Origin of the sequence: Paenibacillus sp. 1182 (assembly GCF_017833915.1) — a bacterium.
In the GTDB taxonomy this organism is placed as follows: domain Bacteria; phylum Bacillota; class Bacilli; order Paenibacillales; family Paenibacillaceae; genus Paenibacillus; species Paenibacillus polymyxa_D.
Window position 1 is genome coordinate 36,170 of sequence record NZ_JAFICR010000001.1, and the last position, 23,509, is coordinate 59,678.

Below are 23,509 nucleotides of genomic sequence, written 5' to 3' on the forward strand. Positions count from 1 at the left end.
ATTTGTCACTCCAATCTGAGAATGTTTAATTAGTTGTTATTTAAATAGTTTACAATTAAATTATATACGAGATTTTTGCAAAATCCAACGAAACGTCAGAAACCAAACGGCGTGTAACTGGCTCTGTCCTCAAAATTGCCATGAAACATCCTACAGAAACGGTAGCAAACTGTCGCATTAAATTCTATTGATGCGTTGAAGCCTTTTTCGGTAGAGTATAAAGCCGCCGCCCACCAATGCAGTATATAGCACCAAAATGAGCAAACCAGTGATTGGGTGTTCTGCAAAGGTGCCGCCAGCATAAGCGTACACCGCAATTGCGGGAAGCTTGCCAATAGCTGTACCTAGGATAAAGCTCCAGAACGGAAAACCCGCTACTCCAGCGTATACATTTACCGCTGCCTGGGGGATGACCGGAATCAGGCGAGCCAGCAGAACAGCAGCAAAAGGCTCCCTTTCCATGACCCGATTGAAGCGCTCCAATGCAGGAACCCGCTTCAAATAGGCTCGTCCTTTGTCACGAAACAGGGTACGTACTGCAATGAAAACGACCAGTGCAGCCATGGTAGTGCCTAGCCAGCAAATCAGAGCACCTTGCCAAGGACCTGCGGCATAAGCAATAGAAGCGATAATCAGCTTGTAAGGCACAAACGGTATTAACGCGAATAAAAATGCGAGCAGTAGCAGAACTGGAAAGGAGGTTTGCTTGTCCGCCCAGGCGAGCCAATCATATCTGTAGATAAACGCGATGCAAAGCAGCGAAACATAAGCAGCGGCAAGTAGCCATTTTTTCATTTACATACCTCTTTCAATATCCCTGTACGGCTTATCGCTTATACAGAAAAAAATAGGGTTCACATTCCTAATAATGTGTGCTATACTGCCACTAATAGAATAGTTCCCAAAGGGGAGTAGCTCAACGAGTAAAGTCGTCATTACGGGATTTTTAATCCCCGGCTTTATTGGCAACGTAATGTTGTAAGCGAGACCTTTGCCAGGATTTTAGGAATCCGGGTAAATGGTCTTTTTTTGATGCCAAATTTGGGTCAGCGCCGTTTCCGGATTCCGTGAAATGGCGCTTTTTTAGTATAAAGCGCTGAACTATGTACAGTATAACAAATAAATAAAAAAGGTGGGAGAAACGTATGGATTTGTTGTCAATTGAGTTTTTAACCGCATTAGTATCCATCATTATCATTGATCTGGTGCTAGCTGGTGACAATGCAATCGTAATCGGTTTGGCGGCTCGCAATGTTGATAAGGCCAATCAAAAGAAGGTCATTATTTGGGGGACGGTCGGAGCGGTCATCATTCGTGTGATTGCTACGGTGCTGGTCACGTATTTATTGCAAATTTATGGATTGCGTTTGATTGGGGGACTCGCACTTATCTATATCGCCTATAAGCTACTGGTCGAAGAGAAGAAGCATGAAATTTCAGCCACGAATCAAATGTGGGCAGCGATCCGCACCATTATTATCGCGGATACGATGATGGGGCTCGACAATGTACTTGCTGTAGCGGGCGCAGCTCATGGAAATATGCTACTCGTTATATTGGGTCTTGCAATCTCTGTTCCAATCATGGTGTGGGGAAGTACGATTATCTTGAAGCTGACAGAACGTTACCCAGTAGTTATTACGATTGGGGCTGCTGTACTTGCTTATACTGCTGCCAAAATGGTGGTGGCGGAACCGTTGATTGCACACTGGTTTATGAACGGGGTCGTTAAATACGGCTTTGAGGTTCTGGTTGTGGTTCTGGTTGTAGCCATTGGGATGCGTGTTAAAAAAATCAAAAGTGAAAAAACAAGAAAGCAAGTGCAGCACGCCTAAGCTAACTTACATTGAGGTAAACTTAGCTGAAGCTGAATGTTCATGCCATAGAGGCTGTTCCGTTATTGTCCAACTGGACCCGGAGCAGTCTCTTTTCTTTACTTGTCAGCAGACTTCCATGTAAACTAGACAACAGATGAATGAGTGATTAGAGGTGGGAATGATATGGACAAGCAAACGAAGACAAGGGTAGCCATTGCGGGACTGGGTGGTATTGCTCGTAAAGTATATTTGCCGTTACTGGCTGCACACCAAGGTGTAGACATTGTAGGTGTCATGAACCGTTCACAGGAGCCGGTAAGTTCCGTCATGGAGCAATATAGGTTGCCTAGAGGAACGACAGATGTGAAGGAGATGCTGGCATGGGAACCGGAAGCTGTATTTATACATGCCGCGACCGAAGCTCATTTTGATCTGGTTATGGCGTGTATTGAAAAAGGGATTGCCGTGTATGTGGATAAACCGTTGTCCTATGATGTTCGTCAGAATCTGGAAATGACCGCTTTTGCGGAAGCACAGGCCGTGCTGCTGGCGGTGGGATTTAATCGGCGTTTTGCCCCGCATTATGTTGCTGCTAAGGCTTGGTTAGAGGAAGCGGGTGGATTCAGTCAATGTGCGGCTATTAAACATCGTACTGGATATGATCGAAGACCGGCGGCACAGACGGTTTATGATGATTTAATTCATATGCTTGACTTGCTTTTGTGGCTGGGTGGCGATGATTATGAACTGCTGCATAGTAGTCTGAATACGACGAGTGAAGGATATATGGATGCTGCGTTCGGGACTGTACGTTTGGGAAATGCCACCGGAAGCTACAGTATGAGTAGACAGGCAGGAGCTGACATAGAAAAACTGGAGCTTCACGGGGCAGGACGGTCTGTTGAAGTAACAAATATGGAACAGGCTGTTTTTATGCAAAAAAATCATTCACCATTAACGCAAGCTTTTGGAAGCTGGGATACGATTTTGGAAAGACGAGGATTCACAGGAGTCGTGAATCATTTTCTGGAGCATATTCATCGTCCGGAGGAGTGTGCTGTACGAGCTGGAAAAGTATTGGAAAGCCATATGCTGGCTGACGAACTGATCAACCGTTTGAGTGATTAATATGGAACGTCCGAACATGATCTTAACAGTCCAGACAGACATCAAGAATTAGGTTGAAGGAGAAATGAATGAATGGAAGAAGATAATCGTGGTAAACAGCTAGAAGAAGCCATCATCGAAAATTATAAGCAAGAAGAAGATATGATGATTCTTGTATTTGCGCAATGGTGTATCAATCACGGGTTGGAGCCAGAGGAATTATATCGTGTAGCGTATCCGCATCAGGATAGCAACGAGCGTCTGCTACGAGTACGCAAATTGACTGTATCGCGTGAAGAAGCGGGTGATATTCCGCTGGATACAGTATTAGGGGTACTATCCATGTTCGGAAATGAGGACTTGGCGATGGTCGTATCCGAGGCGGCTGCCAGCCTTCCGTCGGAACGGAAATAGGGCTAGCCAGAATAAAGGATATACTGTTATCATTTATGGCATCATGGACTCACTATATTTACTTAAGACATTGTTGATGGGGAGGTAAGCTGACGATGGAAGATATACCTGTGCCAAGCACCTGCAAAGGTTGTGAAAGAGATATCTCGATATCGGAAGAGCAAATTACCAGAATTCTAACCAACATGAGACCCAAAATGGAATGTGTAAACGATGAAGTGTACGAAGCCAGACTGTTGGCCTGCTCACAATGTGAAGAGTTAATGTCCGGACATACGTGTGGTATCAGCGGAAGTATTGTTCGTGTACGTGCTTTGGCGGCAGCTCAAAATTGTCCCAGTTACCATGGTTCACGGTGGATAGGAACAGCCTAAAAGATACAATGCTCAGGCTCGGCTGAACCTGGATTACGGGTTAAAGTAGTCATACCTTGGTCTGCCTTAATGGCAGGCTTTTTGGTTTGATTGGACCTTTTCTTAACGATTGACAAAAAGTAGACAATAAAATATATTAAACACGTGAAATATTTTTGTTTAATTATTAATATTTATATTAATATTTACTAAAAGTAATGATGCGTAAAAATTAAGATCGAAAGAAAATCGGTGGTATGAGTGGTATTTAGGCCAAAATGAAAGCGCAAACATTTGTGCGGGTGTTCCAACAATCTTAATATTTTTGGGGAGGGTTTGTTGTGAAGGGTTCTATTGTTGTTAATACCGATTGGAAACAAGGCATTATTAATAAAAACATTTATGGACAATTTGCTGAGCATCTTGGACGTTGCATTTATGAAGGCATATGGGTTGGAGAGGACTCACCGATTCCGAACACAAACGGAATTCGTAATGATGTGGTGGAAGCGCTGAAAAAGCTGAATATTCCTGTGCTGCGCTGGCCGGGAGGCTGTTTTGCCGATGAATATCATTGGAAAGATGGTATCGGACCCAAAGGAAATCGTAAGAGAATGGTAAATACGCATTGGGGCGGTGTGGTTGAAAATAATCATTTTGGCACACATGAGTTTTTTCAATTGTGCGAGCTGTTAGATGCAGAGCCTTATATTTGTGGAAATGTCGGCAGTGGTACAGTTCAGGAAATGTCGGAATGGGTAGAGTACATGACCTTCGATGGAGAGTCCCCAATGGCTGCATGGCGTCAGGAAAACGGTCGTGAGAAACCATGGAAGCTCAAATATTTTGGAGTGGGTAACGAAAACTGGGGTTGTGGCGGTAACATGCGCCCAGAATATTATGCCGATCTGTATCGCCGCTATCAGACATATGTCCGTAACTATGGCGAGAACCGCATTTATCGGATTGCAGGTGGGGCGAATGTGGACGATTATCGTTGGACCGAAGTGTTGATGCGTGAAGCTGGGCATCTTATGGACGGTTTGAGCCTGCATAACTATACGATCCCGGGAAACTGGGAAGGGAAACGGCAAGCACTCGGCTTTGATGAAGCGGAATGGTTCGAGACGATGAAAAAATCACTGCACATGGATGAATTGATTACTCGTCATTCTGCTATTATGGACCAATATGATCCTGACAAAAGGGTCGGACTGATCATCGATGAATGGGGAACTTGGTTCCTGACTGAGCCAGGGACCAATCCGGGCTTCCTGTATCAACAAAATACGATGCGCGATGCGCTGGTAGCTGGGCTGCATCTACACATTTTCCATAATCACCATGACCGAGTACAGATGACGAATATTGCTCAAATGGTCAATGTTTTACAAGCAATGGTTCTGACCGAAGGTCCTGCTATGCTGTTGACGCCGACATACCATATATTTGAAATGTTTAAGGTGCATCAGGATGCGCAAGCACTGGCTGTTCATGTAAAGGTAGGCGATTATGAATATGACGGGGATTCCATCCCGCAAGTAAGCGTGTCCGCCTCCAAGGCGCAGGATGGTAATATTCATATCAGCTTTTGCAACGTCCATCCGGGCGAGTCGGCAAACTTGAATTTGGAGCTAAGAGGACTGGAAGAGGTTAAAAAGATCAGTGGTGTTGTCCTTGCCAACGACGATATGCAGGCACATAATACGTTTGATCAGCCAGAGCGTGTGAAAAAGGAAGCTTTCACATCCTATCAGCTTCAAGGTCAGCATTTGGATGTTACACTGCCACCAATGTCAGTAGTGATGCTGACAATTGCTCCGTAAAAAAGCTGGGTCGTGGTATGTAAGCAGTATCCACTATTATTGGTTATGAACAAAGAGAGCGTTCAGGTAAACGCTCTCTTTGTCCTACAATTGCTCGCGGTGAATCACCCTGAATTCTTTGGGCGACATACCGAAGCGGGAACGAAATACACGGTGAAAATACGTGTAATTTGCAAATCCTGACGATTCGGCGGCTTGTTCCAGTGACATGGGACTGAAAATGATTCGTTCTCTCGCCATGTTAAGCCTGATGTCCAGCGTGTACTGCATAATGCTCGTATCGAATGTTTCCTTAAACAGATGTACTGCTCGGGATACGCTGATACCGACGTGTGAAGACACGTCATCCAGTTTGAAGTTAGAGGATGCATTTTCTTCAATATAATTTTTAATCTGATACGCAAGATAGTTATGATGAGTAGCGATAGGATGATCGGATAGCATACGGTCAAACTCCAAACATAAAATGCGTATGTAATAACTTGATATTTCCGGGTAAGGATTAGAAATACGTCGTTGCTCCATCACAAGCTGACGAAATAGGCCAAGCAGGGCTTCTGTGAGCTGAACCTTAATTCTGTTGGGTCGTTTATGATGGTTCCACCACTCATCTACCCAGGAACCACCGAAAAAAATGTGATAATCTCCGCTTTCCACGACCAGCTCTCCCATGGGATTCAACTCACTATGAATATCCAGTTCATAAGGCTCGGTAGGATTGAATAACAGTAGGTCACCTGCCTCAATCCGTGTCATTTCCCCGTTAATGCGGGCTTGGCAACGTCCATCTGTTTGCAAACGGAATAAATAATTTTTGATCCCCTCAGGCTGGTTCGAATAAAAGGGCTTTCGATGGAAGGAATAGCCTGCGGTAAGAACCTGACAAGGCTCGACGATAGACATGATGATGACTCCTTTGGGCATATGGCTGTTTCAAATATTGACCAGATTGTTCATGTTTTAATCATATTATTCATTTTAAACGAAACAGAAATAGAATACTATGTGAACTGTAAAGCTTACATGTTAGATGAGAAAGTACATGTTGGAGGCCAAGGAGTGTGACGACGTGGAACGAATGAAGGCCGGGATTATCGGATGCGGTACTATTAGCTCGGTATATCTTGAAAATCTCCAAAAGAGCCCACTCATTGAAGTGGTGGCCATCGCTGATTTACTGGATGAGAGGGCAAAGGAGAGGGCCGATAAATTCAACATTGAAAACGTATACAAATCGGATGAATTACTGCGCCAGCCTGAAATTGAGCTTGTATTTAATCTGACCGTGCCTGGCAGCCACGTATGGTCAGATATAGCGATACTAGAGGCAGGCAAGCATGTGTACAGTGAAAAGCCTTTGGCGCATTGAAATTCACGGACCATCGTGCCAATGCTGAGCTGGCCTACCATGTGTTAGAAGCCATGCATGCTTTTCAGCACTCATCATTGGAAGGCAATACATTACGCTGGTAAGTACGTTCAAGCCGGACGAGGATGTGTATTATGGAACAGATATAATGGTTCCTAACTTAAAGAGGTGAAGGGTAATGGCTAAAGTAGGATTGCAATTGTACACCGTAAGGGAAGAGCTTGAACAGGATTTTGAAGGTACATTGCGCAAGGTAGCTGAGCTTGGCTATAAAGGAGTAGAATTTCATACCTTTTTCGGACGCAATGCCAAGGATGTCAGAGCGCTCTTGGATGAACTGAATCTGGAAGTTGTCGGAACTCATGTACAATATTCTCGCTTGCTGGATCATTTGGATGAGGAGATTTCATACCACAAAGAATTGGGCAATAAGTACCTAATCGTTCCTTATTTAACCGAAGAACAGCGGGAGTGGGATGAACTTTTTGCTAATTTAAATCGTATTGGTGAAAAAGTGAAGGAACAGGGTTTGATACTGGCTTATCATAATCATGATTTTGAATTAACAGAAAAGATCAATGATCGCCCAGTATTCGATGCTTTATATGATGCAGTTTCCGATGATTTGTTACAGGTCGAAATGGATACTTGTTGGGTATACTACGGGGGCTATGATCCAGTGGAATACATCGGACGTTATAATGGACGCCTGCCTATCATTCACTTAAAGGATATGGCACGTGACGAGCAGCAAAAAGCAGTGACTGTAGAGCTTGGCAAAGGCGAAGTGCAGCTTCAGGCCATTACAGACGCCGCTATTCAGGCAGGTGTGGATTGGGTCGTCGTGGAACAGGATTTCTGCTCAAACCCTCCAATCGAAAGCATTGAAACCAGCATTAAATGGCTCCAACAATACGCAGCTCAGGGAGGAAATATTCATGTCTAAAACACTTAAAATCGGGATTATTGGTTGTGGAGGCATTGCCAACGGCAAACACTTGCCGAGTCTTGCCAAGCAGAAGCGTGCGGAGATCGTTGCATTTTGTGACATCATTCAGGAGCGCGCTGAAGAGGCAGCAGAAAAGTTTGGTGTTGATGGCTCGCAAGTTTATAGCGATTACCGTAAGCTGTTAGAAAATAAAGACATTGAAGTCGTACATGTATGTACACCTAACGACTCGCACTCGGAAATTACCGTAGCGGCGCTTGAGGCAGGTAAGCATGTGCTGTGTGAAAAGCCGATGGCTAAAACTGCTGAGCAAGCACGGGAGATGCTTGATGCGGCCAACCGCACAGGTAAGAAGCTGTCCATAGCGTATCAAAACCGTTATCGTGATGACAGTTTGTACCTGAAGCAATTAGTCGAGCAAGGAGAGCTTGGAGAAATTTATCTGGGCAAAGCCATTGCTCTACGCCGTCGCGCGGTTCCGACTTGGGGAGTATTCTTGGATGAAGAGAAGCAGGGCGGTGGTCCTCTTATTGATATTGGCACGCATGCACTAGACCTGACACTCTGGCTGATGGATAATTACAAGCCTAAAAGCGTACTAGGTTCAACTTTCCATAAGCTAGGGGATCGTAAAGATGCGGCAAATGCCTTTGGGCCTTGGAACCCTGAGGAATTTAAGGTAGAGGACTCAGCTTTTGGTTTTATTACGATGCAAAATGGAGCTACGATTGTACTGGAATCCAGCTGGGCATTGAACGTTGTAGAGTTTGGCGAAGCGAAGACACTGTTATGCGGTACCGAAGGCGGAGCCGATATGCAGGATGGATTGCGCATTAACGGAGAAAAGAACAGCCGTTTGTTTGATACGAAAATAGATCTGGATGCAGGTGGTGTTGCCTTTTACTCTGGAGAGACGGAAAATGAAGCAGACCGCGAAGCCCGCCTGTGGATCGAATCTATTCTGGACGACAAAGAACCTCTTGTGAAGCCGGAACAGGCACTGGTTGTTACTGAAATTTTGGAAGCTATCTATGAATCGGCACGTACGGGAAAAGCTGTCTATTTTGACTAAGCCGTAATTATCCCGAATAGACCATCGTTATAATGAAAGCAGCTTTTTTCACATATGATACAGGGGGGATTTCTTTTGAAACTTGGAGTATTTATGGTGTTGTTCGGTGGCCGTTCGCTGGAGGAAGCGTTGGATTATGTGGCTTCTCAAGGATTGGATGCTGTAGAAATCGGTACAGGCGGCAACCCGGGGGATAAGCATTGTAAGCCGGATGAATTGCTGGAGAATGATGCAGCGCTCAAAAATTTTAAAAAGGCAGTAGAGTCCCGCGGACTAACGATTAGCGCACTTAGCTGTCACGGCAATCCTCTTCATCCGCAAAAGCATTTGGCCCAGGCTGATCATGATACGTTTCTTAAAACCGTTCGATTGGCAGAAAAGCTGGAAGTTCCAGTTGTGAACACTTTCTCCGGCTGTCCGGGAGATCATGAGGATGCGAAATATCCAAACTGGCCTGTGGCTCCGTGGCCTAATGATTTTCAAGAAGTGTTGAAGTGGCAATGGGAGAATAAAATTATTCCTTACTGGACCGAGACGGGGAAATTTGCAGCAGATCATCATGTTAAAATTGGACTGGAGCTACACGGAGGCTTCTCCGTTCATACACCAGCGACCTTGCTTCGTTTACGTGAAGCTGCGGGAGAGGTTATTGGTGCTAATCTCGATCCGAGCCATATGTGGTGGCAGGGAATTGACCCAGTGCAGGCAGTTCAAATTTTGGGCCGAGAGGGAGCTATTCACCACTTTCATGCCAAGGATACGACGATTGATCCAATTAATGTAAATAAATATGGACTTACCGATATGCAGGAATATACGAAAATGCTAGATCGCGCTTGGCAGTTCCGTACTGTGGGTTATGGACATGATGTAAAAACCTGGGCAGATATTATCAGTGCTCTGCGTTTGGTGGGATACGATCATGTAGTGAGTATTGAGCATGAAGATGGTCTGATGTCCGTGGAAGAGGGCTTTACTAAGGCTGTCCACAATCTTCGCCAGGTACTGATTGAAGAACCGCTGAGCGAGATGTGGTGGGTCTAACCTAATAGGGGGAAATGTTGATGATTAACGTCACCATTTGGAATGAATTTTTGAACGAAAAGTTGAATGATGAAGCCAAACAGATATATCCTGACGGGATACACAAAGCGTTGGCTGACGGCCTGGCAGGAGAGGGATTTGCCATTCGAACAGCTACACTGCGTGATGATGCAGAGCATGGTTTGGGAGAAGAAGTCTTGAATTCCACAGATGTGCTGCTGTGGTGGGGGCATAAAGCCCATGATCAGGTGAGCGATGAAGTTACGGCGCGTGTTGTCAAGCGAGTGCAGGAAGGAATGGGCTTAATCGTGCTGCACTCAGGCCATTTTTCCAAGCCATTCAAAGCCCTGATGGGCACTAGCTGCGATCTGAAATGGAGGGTGGCAGGTGAACAGGAGATTATTTGGTCGGTGAATCCGTCACATCCCATTGCAGAAGGCATTGACGCCAAAATATTGTTGAAGCAGGAAGAGATGTATGGCGAGTTCTTTGATATTCCAGCGCCAGATGAATTGGTATTTGTTAGTAACTTTGAAGGTGGCGAAGTATTTAGAACCGGATGTACTTTCCGTCGAGGTAGTGGTAAAATATTTTATTTTCGCCCAGGCCATGAGACCTATCCGACTTATTACCAGCCTGATATTTTGAAGGTTATTGCCAATAGTATTCGTTGGACTTCTCCAACAAGTATTAACAAACCAATATATGGTAGAAGTGAACCGGTAAGACCTCTCGGTGGAGTGTTGGTATAATGACAATCATCACATTTTGATGAGCTATATAATGAATAGATTGAAAGGCGGAACCTCTAGGGGATTCCGCCTTTTTTGATTTAACGATTTAGACATATACCTGCTGTGTTGGTTTGTTGTATAATCAGTTTTGGTCATGGCAACTTTATCGGCGCAGGTATTTAATTTAAGAAGAAAGTGTTTTCTTTCGGGATAAAGTATGCTAAAATGATATATACTAACAAAAGGAAAGCTTTATCAAACCGAAATGCAAAAGAAGGTGAAAAATTTGGAGAGTCAACCGCAATGTACAAAAATGTGTCCGCGTTTTGAAACCGCCTTTTCATGTTTGGGCAAGCGTTGGAATGGATTAATTATTCAATCCATGATGAGCGGTCCTAAGCGGTTTAAGGATATTTCCAATCTGATTCCCACAATGAGTGACAAAATGTTATCAGAGCGGATGAAAGATTTGGAAAATGAAGGAATTCTTACACGTCATGTATATCCAGAAACTCCTGTCCGCATTGAATACGAGCTAACAACCAAAGGCCGTGCACTTCAGCCGGTTATGGAACAGATTCAATTTTGGGCTGAGGAATGGATTAGATGAGCACCAAACTAAATAAGTGTTTTTCATAGCAAAACAGCCTTTTCCTAGAAAAAAGGCTGTTTTTTATATTGCGTTTAGGACTACTTATCCATTTTGCAGAAATGATGTGCTTAGGCAGCACGACTTAATAGCCTTTGACGCGCCCTGCAACTGAGAATAATGCTGCTGTTGCACGGCGAGGCACGCGGGTTTGAATATCCAGCGCGGCCGAACGGAATGTACCCAGACAGGAATGACAAAGTCTCCCTGCATAAATAGGGGAACGGCAGGACTCACAAGGATAATCAAGCTGACTGTATGTGGAGGGAAATTTGCCTGCTCTTACCCAATCTGTGAGCAATTCTATAGGTGTACCAGTTACGTCACTGAGCTGGCGAGTATGAGTAGAAGGATGCTTCCATAGATAGTTAGAACAGCGGTCCAAGAATATATTTTCTTCCTGAATACAAGTACTACAGAGGTTTCTAAGGTTTTGACGAAAAACGGAACCGCATTTTGGGCAATTAGAAGTATGTATCTCCATGGAAACCAGTCCTTTGTATCGAAATAAAGTGAAATTTTAAAATTTATTAGTTACATATTACTATGACATTATACCTATATCAATCTTTATTTATAGAATCTTTGACCTTTAAGTGTATGTTAAAATCTGTGTTGACATGACTCTGTTACTTATGTATCATTACTTACATAAAGTTACTTGATGAATAAAATAAATTGTTGATGATAAGGGGATCTTTATATGATGCCATCTTTATTTTTGGCCCATGGCTCACCGATGCTTGCTATTGAACAGACGGACTATACTTCATTTTTAGAGCAACTGGGGAAAAGTATTCGTCCTAAAGCAATAGTTATCTTTACTGCTCATTGGGAAACACAAACGTTGACGATCAGTTCGATGGATGACGTGTACGATACCATTTATGATTTTGGCGGTTTTCCACCGGAACTGTACACAGTGAAATATCCAGCACATGGTTCTGTGGAACTGGCCAATAAGCTGAAAAAATTATATGAACAAAAGGGCATTGACGTAGAAACTGATCGGGTGAGGGGTTTGGATCATGGATCTTGGACATTGTTGCATCGTATGTATCCTGAGGCAGACATTCCGGTAGTTCAGATCTCTGTAAATCCATATCTCTCGCCCAAAGCACAATATGCTATTGGTGAAGTGCTGCGAGGACTGGGAGAACAGGATATTCTGGTCATTGGTAGTGGCGTGACTGTTCATAATCTGCGTATCGTCAAATGGGGGGAAACGAAAACAGAACCTTGGGCTATAGATTTTGATGATTGGATTATTGAAAAAGTACAAAGTAGAGATATAGAGGCTTTGGATCACTATGAAAGCGAAGCACCGTATGCTCGCCAGGCCGTACCCAGAGCAGAACACTTTGTACCGTTGTTTATTGCAATGGGGAGTGGCAATCCTGCAAACAAAGCCAAGGTTATCCATAGAAGCTATGAGATGGGGAATTTAAGTTATCTATGTTTACAGTTTTAAAGAGTGTTGCCAGAAGAAGGACTGTCATTAAAATGCTTCGCTACTGCTCCTGTATAAGTAGGGGAGTGGAAATAAATTAGGGAGTGTTATAAGCTATAGTGGCTTATAACACTCCCTTTTACATAAAAAAACGATTTATTATATCCGGCAAATCTCACGAGGGCATAGTTCACAATGACATACACCTTGCAGCATTTCCAAATCTTTGACAACAATCATACCATTATCATATTCAACTGCATTTTTCTTACGTAGATCACTAAGCATCCGGTTTACGCTTTCCCGGGTCGCACCGATCATATTTGATAAGTCAGTATGAGTAATTTTTTTATGAATCAGGATATGTTCGCCGTGAGGCTCACCATAGGTATTGCATAGACGAATGAGCGTTGAACATAAAGCGCCTGGCTTGCCGTACATCATCAAATCGCGGAACTTAGTCTGAGTAATGCGGTGATGTGAACCCATCCATTTCATAAAGTCAATCGCAAAATCACAATGCTGGCAAATAAGCAGTTCCAAATCTGTATGATCGATTACGCCAATATCACTGTCTTCCAGAACCTCAGCAGAAAAGGAATGCTTAGTACCGAAAAATGGATCGGCTTGACCAACAAGATCGCCGCTTTGATACATATATAGAATAAGTTCCTTGCCCTCATCCGTTGTTTTGGTTACTTTCACGCGTCCGCGCTTAATATAAAACAGCTTATCCGCTGTATCTCCTTCCCAGAACAGATGCGAGCTTTCTGGCATAACTCGATCTTTCATCATTACTTGCAATCGGTTGAAGCTGGCCTCCGAGAAGCAACAGGTGTTGCCGCGGGCTTCCATTACATTTGTAGGGTTTCTCATCGTCCATTTCCCCTTTGTATCCTATGTTTTTTATCTGCAACTTGATCAATTCAAATTCATTATATACTTGTGCAATGAGTTTTTGGGGCAAGAAGAGGGGGTAAAAGTGGCAGAATTCCAAACTTTGTGATTTAATTCACTTCATAAAATAAAATTTTAAATAGATTGTGAAAAAAATCACAATATATCTTGAAAAGCTGTGTTACGATCAGTGCGTGAACAAGAGATAGTACACGAGATAACAGGAGGATGAGGGAAATGGCTGTTAAAAACGAGGTTATTCAAAAAGAGCAAAGCGCAGAGCAGTATATTCAAACGCTGATTGACCGGGGGAACCGGGCACAGCAAGCTTTCATGAGTATGAATCAGGAACAGATTGACGAAATCGTACAAGCTATGGCACTCGCAGGGATGGATAAACACATGTACCTGGCGAAGTTGGCTGTTGAAGAAACAGGACGCGGTGTGTACGAGGACAAAATCACCAAAAACATGTTTGCAACAGAATATATCTATCATAGTATCAAAAATGAAAAAACCGTCGGTGTCATTGAAGACAATGATTTTGACAGTTTTCAAAAGATAGCAGAGCCAGTCGGTATTATCATGGGGATCACTCCAGTGACAAACCCGACTTCGACTACGATGTTCAAAGCGCTGATTGCCATTAAAACACGTAACCCAATCATTTTCGGTTTCCATCCATCTGCTCAATCGTGTAGTGCGGAAGCAGCCCGCGTCTTGCTCGAAGCAGCTGTTAAACATGGTGCTCCGGCCGATTGTATTCAATGGATTGAAGCACCTTCGATGGATAAGACCAATGTATTGATGAACCACCCTGATGTGGCGCTAATTTTGGCAACTGGTGGATCAGGCATGGTTAAGGCAGCTTATAGCTGCGGTAAACCAGCACTTGGTGTAGGTCCTGGTAACGTGCCTTGCTTTATTGAAAAAACAGCAGATATCAAACAGGCCGTGAACGATCTTATCCTCTCGAAATCTTTTGATAACGGTATGATTTGTGCTTCGGAGCAAGCGGTTATTATCGAAGAGCCAATCTTCGAACAAGTGAAAAAATTGATGATCGCTAACGGTTGCTATTTTGTAAATAAAGAAGAAGCAGCTAAGCTCACTCAAGGAGCTATGAATGTCGAGAAATGTGCAGTGAACCCAGCTATTGTCGGGCAGTCTGCTGTGAAAATTGCTGAAATGAGTGGTATTACAGTACCAACAGGAACTAAAATTTTGGTCGCTGAGATTGAAGGGGTAGGAACAAAATTCCCATTGTCTGCGGAAAAATTGAGTCCTGTATTGGCTTGCTATAAAGTAAAAAATGCGGAACAAGGTATTCAACGCGCTGCTGAAGTCGTGGAATTCGGGGGCATGGGTCACTCGTCCGCTATTCATTCGAACGATGAGGATGTTATCGCTCGGTTTGCAAACCGTTTGCAAACAGGACGTATCATTGTAAATGCACCTTCCACACATGGTGCGATTGGCGACATTTACAACACCAATCTTCCTTCGTTGACACTTGGTTGCGGTTCGTACGGTCGTAACTCGACTTCGTCGAACGTATCGGCAGTCAATCTGATTAATGTGAAAAGGGTGGCGAAACGGACGGTGAATATGCAATGGTTCAAAGTACCTTCCAAAATCTATTTTGAAAAAAATTCGACACAGTATCTTGCTAAAATGCCTGATATCACACGTGTAGCTATTATCACAGACCCTATGATGGTACAACTGGGATATGTAGATCGTGTTATTCATTATCTGCATCAGCGCCAAACACCAGTAGCTATCGAAGTGTTCTCTGAAGTAGAGCCAGATCCATCGACAGTTACGGTAGAACGTGGTACTGAAATGATGAGACGTTTCCAACCGGATTGCATCATCGCACTGGGCGGCGGTTCGCCAATGGATGCCGCTAAAGGCATGTGGATGTTCTATGAATATCCAGATACTGATTTCAATAACTTAAAACAAAAATTCATGGATATCCGTAAACGGATTTACAAGTACCCACGTCTGGGCCAAAAAGCACAATTTGTAGCTATCCCTACAACATCGGGTACAGGTTCCGAAGTTACATCGTTCGCAGTAATTACGGACAAAAACCTGGGCGACACGAAGTACCCACTGGCTGACTATGAGTTGACTCCTGATGTGGCAATTATTGACCCAGTGTTTGTATATTCGCTGCCTAAAACAGCTGTAGCGGACACAGGTATGGACGTTCTGACACATGCTATCGAGGCTTACGTGTCCGTAATGGCTAATGACTACACAGATGGTCTGGCAATTAAAGCCATTCAATTGGTATTCCAATACCTAGAACAATCGGCTCTGACCGGTGATAAGCTGGCTCGTGAAAAAATGCATAATGCTTCCACACTTGCTGGTATGGCGTTTGCTAATGCATTCTTGGGCATTAACCACAGTCTTGCACATAAATGGGGTGGACAATACCATACAGCGCATGGCCGCACGAATGCCATTTTGATGCCGCACGTTATTCGTTATAATGCGAAAAAACCGACAAAATTTGCTTCGTTCCCTAAATATTCGCACTTTGTTGCGGATGAGCGTTATGCAGAAATCGCGCGCATACTGGGACTGCCTGCACGCACCACCGAAGAAGGGGTTAACAGCTTGATCGAAGCAATCCGTAAAATGAACAAAACACTCGGTATCGAGGAATCGTTCCAACAAATCGGTTTCGATGCGAAAGATTTCGAATCACGTGTAGATTATCTGGCTGACCGCGCATTTGAAGATCAATGTACAACTGCGAATCCTAAGTTGCCACTGGTTACTGAGTTGGCTGATGTCTATCGCAATGCCTTCTACGGACGTTTTGACCAATAATATAATAGGTAAGAAGAGGCTTGTGAAAAAGCATTTTCTCGTTCAATACCGATGCAGGCTCTCTATATAGAGGGCCTGTTGGTTTGGGAAGGGAGGTGAAAGGCAAGGCTAAGGATATAGGCGCGAAGCTAGGGAAAATAAAGTGACAAAAATCACTCATATTGTGATTTTTGTCACATACTACACTCTATCATTATTCTACAATAAGGGTGTAAGAAAGGTCCCGACACTGAGCGTAAGGCATCGGTGAACAGGCCGGGCTCAAGAAATAGCTTTATCGTGAAAAAAATCACAAGTCCGGAAGACCAAACAATTTGGAGGGATTTACATGTCGGTGATTGAGAGAGAATTACAAGAGCAACAATCTGGCTGGAGAGGTTTTAAAAAAGGCAAATGGACTAAAGAAGTCAACGTCAACGATTTTATTGAAACCAATATCTTACCTTATGTTGGCAATGAAGAATTTTTGGTTGGTCCTACGGCCAACACAACTGCATTGTGGGATATTGTATCCGATCTTACCAAAAAAGAGTTGGCAAACGGCGGCGTGCTTGATGTAGACGTGAATACGCCATCCACTATTATTTCACATAAACCGGGTTATCTAGACCGGGATAAAGAGCAAATTGTCGGTGTACAAACAGATGCTCCATTCAAACGTTCTTTACAGCCGTTTGGCGGAATTCGAATGATGATCGACGCTTGCAAAGCCTATGGTTTTGAAGTGCCAGAAAGTATCATTGATATCTTCACTCATATTCGTAAAACTCACAACCAAGGTGTATTTGACGCTTATACAGATGAAATGAGAGCAGCTCGTAAAGCTGGTATCATTACTGGTCTGCCAGATGCATACGGCCGTGGTCGTATTATCGGTGACTATCGTCGTGTAGCTTTATACGGTGCAGACTTCTTGATCCAAGATAAAAAGCTGCAACTGAAAAGCCTTGAAGTTGATTCCATGGAAGAAGACGTAATTCGTCTGCGTGAGGAAATTTCCGAGCAAATTCGTGCTTTGAATGAACTGAAACAAATGGCTGCTGAGCACGGTTTTGATATTTCAAAACCTGCTAACAATGCGAAAGAAGCTTTCCAATGGGTATATTTTGGATATCTTGCAGCAATCAAAGAACAAAATGGTGCAGCAATGTCCTTAGGACGTGTATCTTCCTTCCTTGATATTTACTCTCAACGTGATATGGAAGAGGGTACAATGACAGAAGAACAAGCTCAAGAACTGGTCGATCATTTTGTTATGAAATTGCGTATTGTTAAGTTCTTGCGCACACCTGACTATAATGAACTGTTCAGTGGAGATCCAACTTGGGTTACTGAGTCCATTGGTGGTATGTCCGTAACTGGAGAAACTCGGGTAACTAAAAACAGCTTCCGTTTCCTGCACACCCTCTACAATCTGGGACCTGCACCGGAACCGAACCTGACTGTACTGTGGTCGGAAAAATTGCCTGAAGGCTTCAAAAAATATTGTGCGAAAGTTTCTATTGAAACTAGCTCCATTCAGTACGAGAATGACGATCTGATGCGTCCGATTTATGGAGACGACTATGGTATTGCTTGTTGTGTATCGGCAATGAAAATCGGTAAACAAATGCAATTCTTTGGTGCTCGTGCTAACTTGGCTAAAGCTCTGCTGTATGCAATTAACGGTGGTAAAGATGAAAAATCTGGCGTCCAAGTAGGGCCTGAATTCCCAGCCATTACAGGTGAAGTTCTGGATTATGAAGAAGTGTTGAGTCGCTTCAAACCTATGATGGAATGGTTGGCAAAACTGTATATGAACACTTTGAATGTTATTCACTACATGCATGATAAATATAGCTACGAACGCATTGAAATGGCGTTGCATGATCGTGATATTCTCCGCACCATGGCTTGTGGTATTGCGGGTCTGTCAGTTGCTACCGACTCCTTGAGTGCCATTAAATTTGCAAAAGTTAAACCAATCCGTAACGAAAAAGGGATTGCTGTGGACTTTGAAATTGAAGGCGAATACCCTTGCTACGGTAACAACGATGACCGTGTAGATAACATCGCTGTGGAACTGGTCGAGAGCTTCATGAGCATGATTCGCAAGCATAAAGCTTATCGTAATGCGCTTCCTACTCAATCTGTACTGACTATTACTTCTAACGTGGTGTATGGTAAGAAAACAGGTACAACACCGGATGGACGTAAAGCAGGCGAACCGTTTGCACCAGGGGCAAACCCAATGCACGGCCGTGATAAAAAAGGTGCTTTGGCATCTCTGAGTTCCGTAGCCAAATTGCCTTATGAACACAGTCTGGATGGTATCTCGAACACCTTCTCTATCGTGCCTAAAGCACTGGGTAAAGAAGAAGAAACACGCAAAACAAACCTCGTTTCGATGATGGATGGTTATTTTGGAAGCCACGCACATCATCTGAATGTCAATGTGTTTGCTCGCGAACAACTGTTGGATGCAATGGAACACCCAGAAAACTATCCACAGCTGACGATCCGTGTTTCCGGTTATGCCGTTAACTTTATCAAGCTGACTCGTGAACAACAATTGGATGTTATTAACCGTACTTTCCACGGTACAATGTAAATAAGTATTACAATGACGCACGCATAGCGGATGCGGGAAGGATGATGCAACATGTTGAAAGGACACATACACTCATTGGAAACCTTCGGGACCGTCGATGGTCCCGGCATCCGCTTCGTGCTCTTTATGCAAGGATGCTTGTTGAAATGTCAGTATTGCCATAATCCGGACACTTGGGCCTTGAATGAAGGCAATCCAATGACCCTAGAGGAAGTATTGGCTGAAATTGAACCGTATTTAGCCTATTACCGTTCTTCGGGAGGCGGATTGACCGTATCCGGTGGAGAACCGACATTGCAAGCTCATTTTGTAGCAGAGCTGTTCAAAGAAGTGAAACGTCGCTGGAATTTGCACACGACACTGGACAGTAATGGCTTTAATGATGCGGGCCGTATCCATGATCTGCTGGACGTAACAGACTTGGTGTTACTTGATATTAAGCATATTGACAACGACAAGCATATTAAGCTTACAGGCAAGTCCAACGACCGTATGCTAAGCACAGCTCGCTGGTTGTCTGAGCAAGGGCGTAAAATGTGGATTAGACACGTATTTGTACCGGGTATTCATGATGACGAGCAAGATTTATTGAATTTGGGACGGTTTATCGGAACGTTGAACGGAGTCGAGAAATTCGAAATTTTACCTTACCATCAAATGGGTGTTTACAAGTGGGAAATGCTCGGTAAGGAGTATCCGTTGGAGGGAGTTCCATCTCCTACAGACGAAGAAGTTCAACGTGCTTACCGACTCATTGAAGAGGGTCGTCTGGAGACTGCAGGAAAGAATGCTGTCTGTCGTCCATCATAATGTAAATGGTGCAAAAGCTATTTCTTAGTAATGAAGCCGCCGCCACATCAGGTCAGATGGGTGGCGGTTTTTTGTTGTTGAATTTTTTGCAGTCACAGGAGAAAGTTCCCTTTTTTTCATGATAAGCAAAATTTCCAGAAACTTTTTAACAACTGACGCGTCTAATAGTATGACTTTTTACGGGAATGATAATAATTTGGTGATAGAAGGAGACAGACAATGAATTTCAAGAAATGGACCATGCTCACCGCTTTGGCGGTAGCTCAGGTGGCCGCAGTAGCCCCTGTAGGAGCAGAAGCAGCATCAACAACCGTTCAATCCACCGATTCGGTTAGCGCACAGCAGGCTCAGACCAATGTTGCTGATTCCAGCGTTCAGAATAGTATCGGAGCTCAAGAGGGAACAGGCACACAAAACAACACGGTAACACCAGATAACACAGGCGTAACCAATGATCCATTGACTGGCCTACCTACGGATACAACCAACGGATCGAACGTATCCAATGATGTATACGGTGGAGACGGAACGATCACCAATCCTGGTGGAGCTCCAACAAACATGGGTGCTAATCAACTGATTTTGTATTTAAACAGCGCGAAAATGGAACAAAACGGACAGGTGTATACGGCAACTCAGCCGATGACTGTTAAGGACGGAGTTTCCTATGTAGCTATCCGTTCACTTGTCAGCCGTGTCGGATTGCAGTTTAGTTATGACACTGCCACCAAAGAAACCGTAATCACACAAGGAACAAATGTCATGCGCTTCAAAACAGACAGCAAGGTTTATACGGTTAACGGTGAAGCCAGACAAATGAAGGGACCGGCTTTTCAGCAAAAGAACGTATTTATGGTGCCGTTGACCTCGATTACACAGGCCTTAAATATTCCTTATACTGTGAATAATACGACTAAACAAGTTATCATGGATTTGAATCAGAAGCCTAAAGCTTCCTTCACGGTTCAGCAAAAAGATATCTATGCGGGCGAAACCCAAGTTACGTATTTGACGAAGGAATCTTCTCCTACAGGTCTACCGATTGTGAACCAACGTTGGGAAGGTAAGCAGGACGTATTTCAGGAGCCGGGTACATATGTAGTTACCTATTCTGTTCTTGACTCTGCTGGAAACTGGAGTGATCCTTACTCAGTTACAATTACAGTAAGACCGCCGAACCAACCGCCAGTCGCTCTGTTTACTACAGATAAAAAAGAGTACAAGATGGGTGAAAAGATCACCATTACGGACCTGAGTACGGATGATGAGAATGCTATTACTAAGCGTGATTGGGAGAACAAGAAACTTGCCTTCTTCCAACCAGGTGATGTAACGATTACGTTAACCGTGACTGATAAGCACGGCGCAACAGGTACCAAAAGTGAAACGATTAAAATTACGAATGAACTGCTGTACAACGAAGATGATTTCAATAAAATCTTCACACCATATGGTGATAAATATACAGTAGACGGCAGTCAGGTGCCTACCATGGCTACCATTCCTTTGACAAGTACATCTTCACCGCGTCTTTTGATCCGTGCTAACAGCCCGGAACGTGTATTTCAGGACGGAATTGTGTATCAGGAAACCGGATCAGGAAGCACGCGCATACTCGTCCATCATGTGAATGAAACGGGTCGAGATGTGAAAATGTACGTGATTGCAACCAACAACAATATTACTCCTGCCAACATGAATGTCGAAAATTCCGGTTTTGCCGGACCATCTGAATTTGCAACGGCTGCGGGTAAAGTCTCGATTCAACGATATTTTCAATCCATGCAGGATGGAAGCAAGCGTTCTAGCACAGTTCTAAATCCTGGCGAAAGCCGCGTTATTTTACAGGATCTGAACGCACAAAAAATCAAGCAAAAACAAGTCATTTCTCTGTTATCCGATTTATATACGGATCAACCTATTCAATACACGGTTATTGTGTTAGATGCAAATACAGATCCGTTGACCGTGTTGCCTACTTTGGCAAAACTGCCTAAGGACGGTATTCATAACCGTGGAACGTACGCTAATTCGGATATCTCACTCAATTATACCGAAGAGGTTGGTAAAACAGCTCAACGTATCGTTCTTGGCGATAATAAGGTAGACCCGAACCTGATTGGTACGGATGGTCTGGACGGCTCTTCTGCTTCCAATGCCGGTAATTTTGGTGTTGTATATAAAGTTAAATTGGATCATGTAGCGCCGTATTCACTGATTACGTTCAACCCGCGTGGAGGCGAATATTCCGGCTATGCGATGGTAAACAATCAGGTTGTGGGTATCCCGACAAACGGCTCGGTATGGGCTCCAAATGAGATGAGTGTGCTGTATCGCACAGGGCATATCGAGGAAAGTGTAGAGATGTATTTCACTGCTGCTGCAGGAAGTAACTTGCCGGTTTCCGTAGTAGTTATGCCTTTACCAGCTATTAAAAATTAATATGAATTAACCGGTACTGTTTACCGGCTTAGACCTTGGGTCTCGTCATTCACCGTTTAAAAGTCGATGTCACTTGCAGAATATAGGCGTTCTCCTGCTGCGAATTTGATCGTAGCGCTGGAGAGCGTCTTTTTCTTATGTATAGATGCGAATATCTCTTATAATATTGACTTTAATCGTGGTATAATAAATAGATGCAAGCCTAAGCCTGCATCAGAAAACCTGAAACTACAGACAGGGGAGGGTGAAACGCATGCTGACAAAGGATGAGATTATTGCAACAATGTCCGCTCAGGGGCTGCGTATTACAGATCAGCGCAAAACGTTGGCCACGTTATTTTCCGAGAATGAAGGGTATCTGTCCCCCAAAGACGTTTATGAATATATGGGTAAGAAGTACAGTGGACTTAGCTTTGATACAGTTTATCGTAATTTGCGTGTAATGCAGGAATTAGGTGTGCTGGAACAGGTATCTTTTGAGGATGGAATGAAGTTCAAGGTGAGCTGTAATGAGCATCATCACCATCACCATATGATTTGCTTGAGCTGTCAGAAAACATTACCGATTTCTTTTTGCCCAATGCAAATGACGGATACAACGGATCAATTCCAAATCGTCGAGTACAAGTTTGAAATTTTTGGTTATTGTAAAGAATGTCAACAGAAGAATGGACATACTGATAGTAATTCGGATGGGGGATTCAGACAGACGAGCAGTCACACTCACAGCCACGGGGGCTACTGAAATGAAAATCACCACACGCAGAGTGGTACAGGCTCCGATTAAGTTTTATCGTTCCTATATTTCACCGTTAAAGCCGGCTACCTGCCGATTCTATCCAACGTGTTCAGCGTACGCGTTGGAGGCGGTAGAAGTGCATGGTGCGCTCAAAGGTTCATGGCTTGCTACTAAGCGTATAGCCAAATGCCATCCCTTTCATCCAGGAGGCGTAGATTTGGTTCCTCCTGCAAAAAAGGAGACAGACAGGTCTAGCGAAGATCGTTTGGCTACTCATTCCGAGAAGAGTCTGACTTGACAGCGCTATGCGGATTTGGTTATATTTTGGTTAATATTGTTTTCCTGCGAAGGGATGAGTAGGGTGAATTGTCCAGTACAGAGAGCCGGGGTTAGCTGC

At 43.8% G+C, this 23,509-nt stretch carries 21 protein-coding genes and 1 pseudogene; 18 read left to right on the plus strand and 4 right to left on the minus strand.

Annotated elements, in window-relative coordinates; all coding sequences use genetic code 11:
- Positions 1–177: 177 nt before the first annotated feature.
- The gene (locus tag JOD82_RS00170) at positions 178–795 is read right to left on the minus strand and encodes a TVP38/TMEM64 family protein (RefSeq protein ID WP_029517221.1); all 618 of its coding nucleotides are present in this window, start codon (positions 793–795) and stop codon (positions 178–180) included.
- A gap of 350 nt (positions 796–1,145) precedes the next feature.
- On the opposite strand from JOD82_RS00170, the gene JOD82_RS00175 reads away from it, so the two are divergent.
- From JOD82_RS00175 to JOD82_RS00195, 5 genes are all read left to right on the plus strand, one after another.
- A complete protein-coding gene (locus JOD82_RS00175; protein ID WP_029517222.1) occupies positions 1,146–1,835 on the plus strand; it encodes a TerC family protein in 690 nt (229 codons plus the stop codon).
- A gap of 165 nt (positions 1,836–2,000) precedes the next feature.
- The gene (locus JOD82_RS00180) at positions 2,001–2,945 is read left to right on the plus strand and encodes a Gfo/Idh/MocA family protein (protein ID WP_029517223.1); all 945 of its coding nucleotides are present in this window, start codon (positions 2,001–2,003) and stop codon (positions 2,943–2,945) included.
- Positions 2,946–3,017: 72 nt separating this feature from the next.
- Positions 3,018–3,338, plus strand: a complete 321-nt coding sequence (locus JOD82_RS00185) for a hypothetical protein (RefSeq protein ID WP_013310862.1) — start codon at positions 3,018–3,020, stop codon at positions 3,336–3,338.
- A gap of 95 nt (positions 3,339–3,433) precedes the next feature.
- Positions 3,434–3,712: a DUF6171 family protein gene (locus JOD82_RS00190; protein WP_029517224.1), complete on the plus strand. Its 279-nt coding sequence runs from the start codon at positions 3,434–3,436 to the stop codon at positions 3,710–3,712.
- Positions 3,713–4,032: 320 nt separating this feature from the next.
- Complete coding sequence (locus JOD82_RS00195; protein ID WP_069012739.1) at positions 4,033–5,517, plus strand: alpha-N-arabinofuranosidase; 1,485 nt, start codon at positions 4,033–4,035, stop codon at positions 5,515–5,517.
- 84 nt (positions 5,518–5,601) lie between these two features.
- On the opposite strand, the gene JOD82_RS00200 is transcribed toward JOD82_RS00195, so the two are convergent.
- Positions 5,602–6,420, minus strand: a complete 819-nt coding sequence (locus JOD82_RS00200) for an AraC family transcriptional regulator (RefSeq protein ID WP_029517226.1) — start codon at positions 6,418–6,420, stop codon at positions 5,602–5,604.
- A 166-nt stretch (positions 6,421–6,586) separates the two neighbouring features.
- Here JOD82_RS00200 and JOD82_RS00205 point away from each other — a divergent pair.
- From JOD82_RS00205 to JOD82_RS00230, 6 genes and pseudogenes are all read left to right on the plus strand, one after another.
- Positions 6,587–6,880: pseudogene (locus tag JOD82_RS00205) on the plus strand (Gfo/Idh/MocA family protein); the annotation flags it as partial.
- A 184-nt stretch (positions 6,881–7,064) separates the two neighbouring features.
- The gene (locus JOD82_RS00210; protein ID WP_029517228.1) at positions 7,065–7,832 is read left to right on the plus strand and encodes a sugar phosphate isomerase/epimerase family protein; all 768 of its coding nucleotides are present in this window, start codon (positions 7,065–7,067) and stop codon (positions 7,830–7,832) included.
- Positions 7,825–8,907, plus strand: a complete 1,083-nt coding sequence (locus tag JOD82_RS00215) for a Gfo/Idh/MocA family protein (protein ID WP_029517229.1) — start codon at positions 7,825–7,827, stop codon at positions 8,905–8,907. Before JOD82_RS00210 ends, JOD82_RS00215 begins: the two co-directional genes overlap by 8 nt.
- 75 nt (positions 8,908–8,982) lie before the next feature.
- Positions 8,983–9,951: a sugar phosphate isomerase/epimerase family protein gene (locus JOD82_RS00220; protein WP_029517230.1), complete on the plus strand. Its 969-nt coding sequence runs from the start codon at positions 8,983–8,985 to the stop codon at positions 9,949–9,951.
- Positions 9,952–9,971: 20 nt separating this feature from the next.
- The gene (locus JOD82_RS00225) at positions 9,972–10,703 is read left to right on the plus strand and encodes a ThuA domain-containing protein (RefSeq protein WP_029517231.1); all 732 of its coding nucleotides are present in this window, start codon (positions 9,972–9,974) and stop codon (positions 10,701–10,703) included.
- 247 nt (positions 10,704–10,950) lie between these two features.
- Positions 10,951–11,295 carry a winged helix-turn-helix transcriptional regulator gene (locus tag JOD82_RS00230; RefSeq protein WP_034095058.1) on the plus strand — a complete coding sequence of 115 codons (345 nt, stop codon included), beginning with the start codon at positions 10,951–10,953 and terminating at the stop codon, positions 11,293–11,295.
- A gap of 124 nt (positions 11,296–11,419) precedes the next feature.
- Here JOD82_RS00230 and JOD82_RS00235 read toward each other — a convergent pair whose 3' ends face one another.
- Entirely contained in the window at positions 11,420–11,719 is a 300-nt protein-coding gene (locus JOD82_RS00235; RefSeq protein ID WP_223821919.1) for a hypothetical protein, read from the minus strand.
- A gap of 318 nt (positions 11,720–12,037) precedes the next feature.
- Between JOD82_RS00235 and JOD82_RS00240 the strand changes: the two genes are divergently transcribed.
- Positions 12,038–12,805: a DODA-type extradiol aromatic ring-opening family dioxygenase gene (locus JOD82_RS00240; RefSeq protein ID WP_029517232.1), complete on the plus strand. Its 768-nt coding sequence runs from the start codon at positions 12,038–12,040 to the stop codon at positions 12,803–12,805.
- Positions 12,806–12,943: 138 nt separating this feature from the next.
- On the opposite strand, the gene JOD82_RS00245 is transcribed toward JOD82_RS00240, so the two are convergent.
- Positions 12,944–13,660 carry a Crp/Fnr family transcriptional regulator gene (locus JOD82_RS00245; protein ID WP_013310849.1) on the minus strand — a complete coding sequence of 239 codons (717 nt, stop codon included), beginning with the start codon at positions 13,658–13,660 and terminating at the stop codon, positions 12,944–12,946.
- A 258-nt stretch (positions 13,661–13,918) separates the two neighbouring features.
- Here JOD82_RS00245 and adhE point away from each other — a divergent pair, with 258 nt between their 5' ends.
- The 6 genes from adhE (at position 13,919) to yidD (ending at position 23,410) form a co-directional block, all read left to right on the plus strand.
- Positions 13,919–16,531, plus strand: coding sequence for a bifunctional acetaldehyde-CoA/alcohol dehydrogenase (gene adhE / locus JOD82_RS00250; RefSeq protein WP_069012737.1), 2,613 nt, complete (start codon positions 13,919–13,921; stop codon positions 16,529–16,531).
- A gap of 328 nt (positions 16,532–16,859) precedes the next feature.
- Entirely contained in the window at positions 16,860–19,121 is a 2,262-nt protein-coding gene (gene pflB / locus JOD82_RS00255) for a formate C-acetyltransferase (protein ID WP_029517234.1), read from the plus strand.
- A gap of 51 nt (positions 19,122–19,172) precedes the next feature.
- Positions 19,173–19,931: a pyruvate formate-lyase-activating protein gene (gene pflA / locus JOD82_RS00260; RefSeq protein WP_029517235.1), complete on the plus strand. Its 759-nt coding sequence runs from the start codon at positions 19,173–19,175 to the stop codon at positions 19,929–19,931.
- A gap of 219 nt (positions 19,932–20,150) precedes the next feature.
- Positions 20,151–22,373 carry a copper amine oxidase N-terminal domain-containing protein gene (locus JOD82_RS00265; protein ID WP_029517236.1) on the plus strand — a complete coding sequence of 741 codons (2,223 nt, stop codon included), beginning with the start codon at positions 20,151–20,153 and terminating at the stop codon, positions 22,371–22,373.
- A 253-nt stretch (positions 22,374–22,626) separates the two neighbouring features.
- Positions 22,627–23,118 (plus strand): Fur family transcriptional regulator, encoded by a 492-nt coding sequence (locus JOD82_RS00270; RefSeq protein ID WP_209947326.1) that lies wholly within the window; start codon positions 22,627–22,629, stop codon positions 23,116–23,118.
- A gap of 1 nt (position 23,119) precedes the next feature.
- Positions 23,120–23,410, plus strand: coding sequence for a membrane protein insertion efficiency factor YidD (yidD, locus tag JOD82_RS00275; RefSeq protein WP_029517238.1), 291 nt, complete (start codon positions 23,120–23,122; stop codon positions 23,408–23,410).
- The last annotated feature ends 99 nt before the right edge of the window (positions 23,411–23,509 follow it).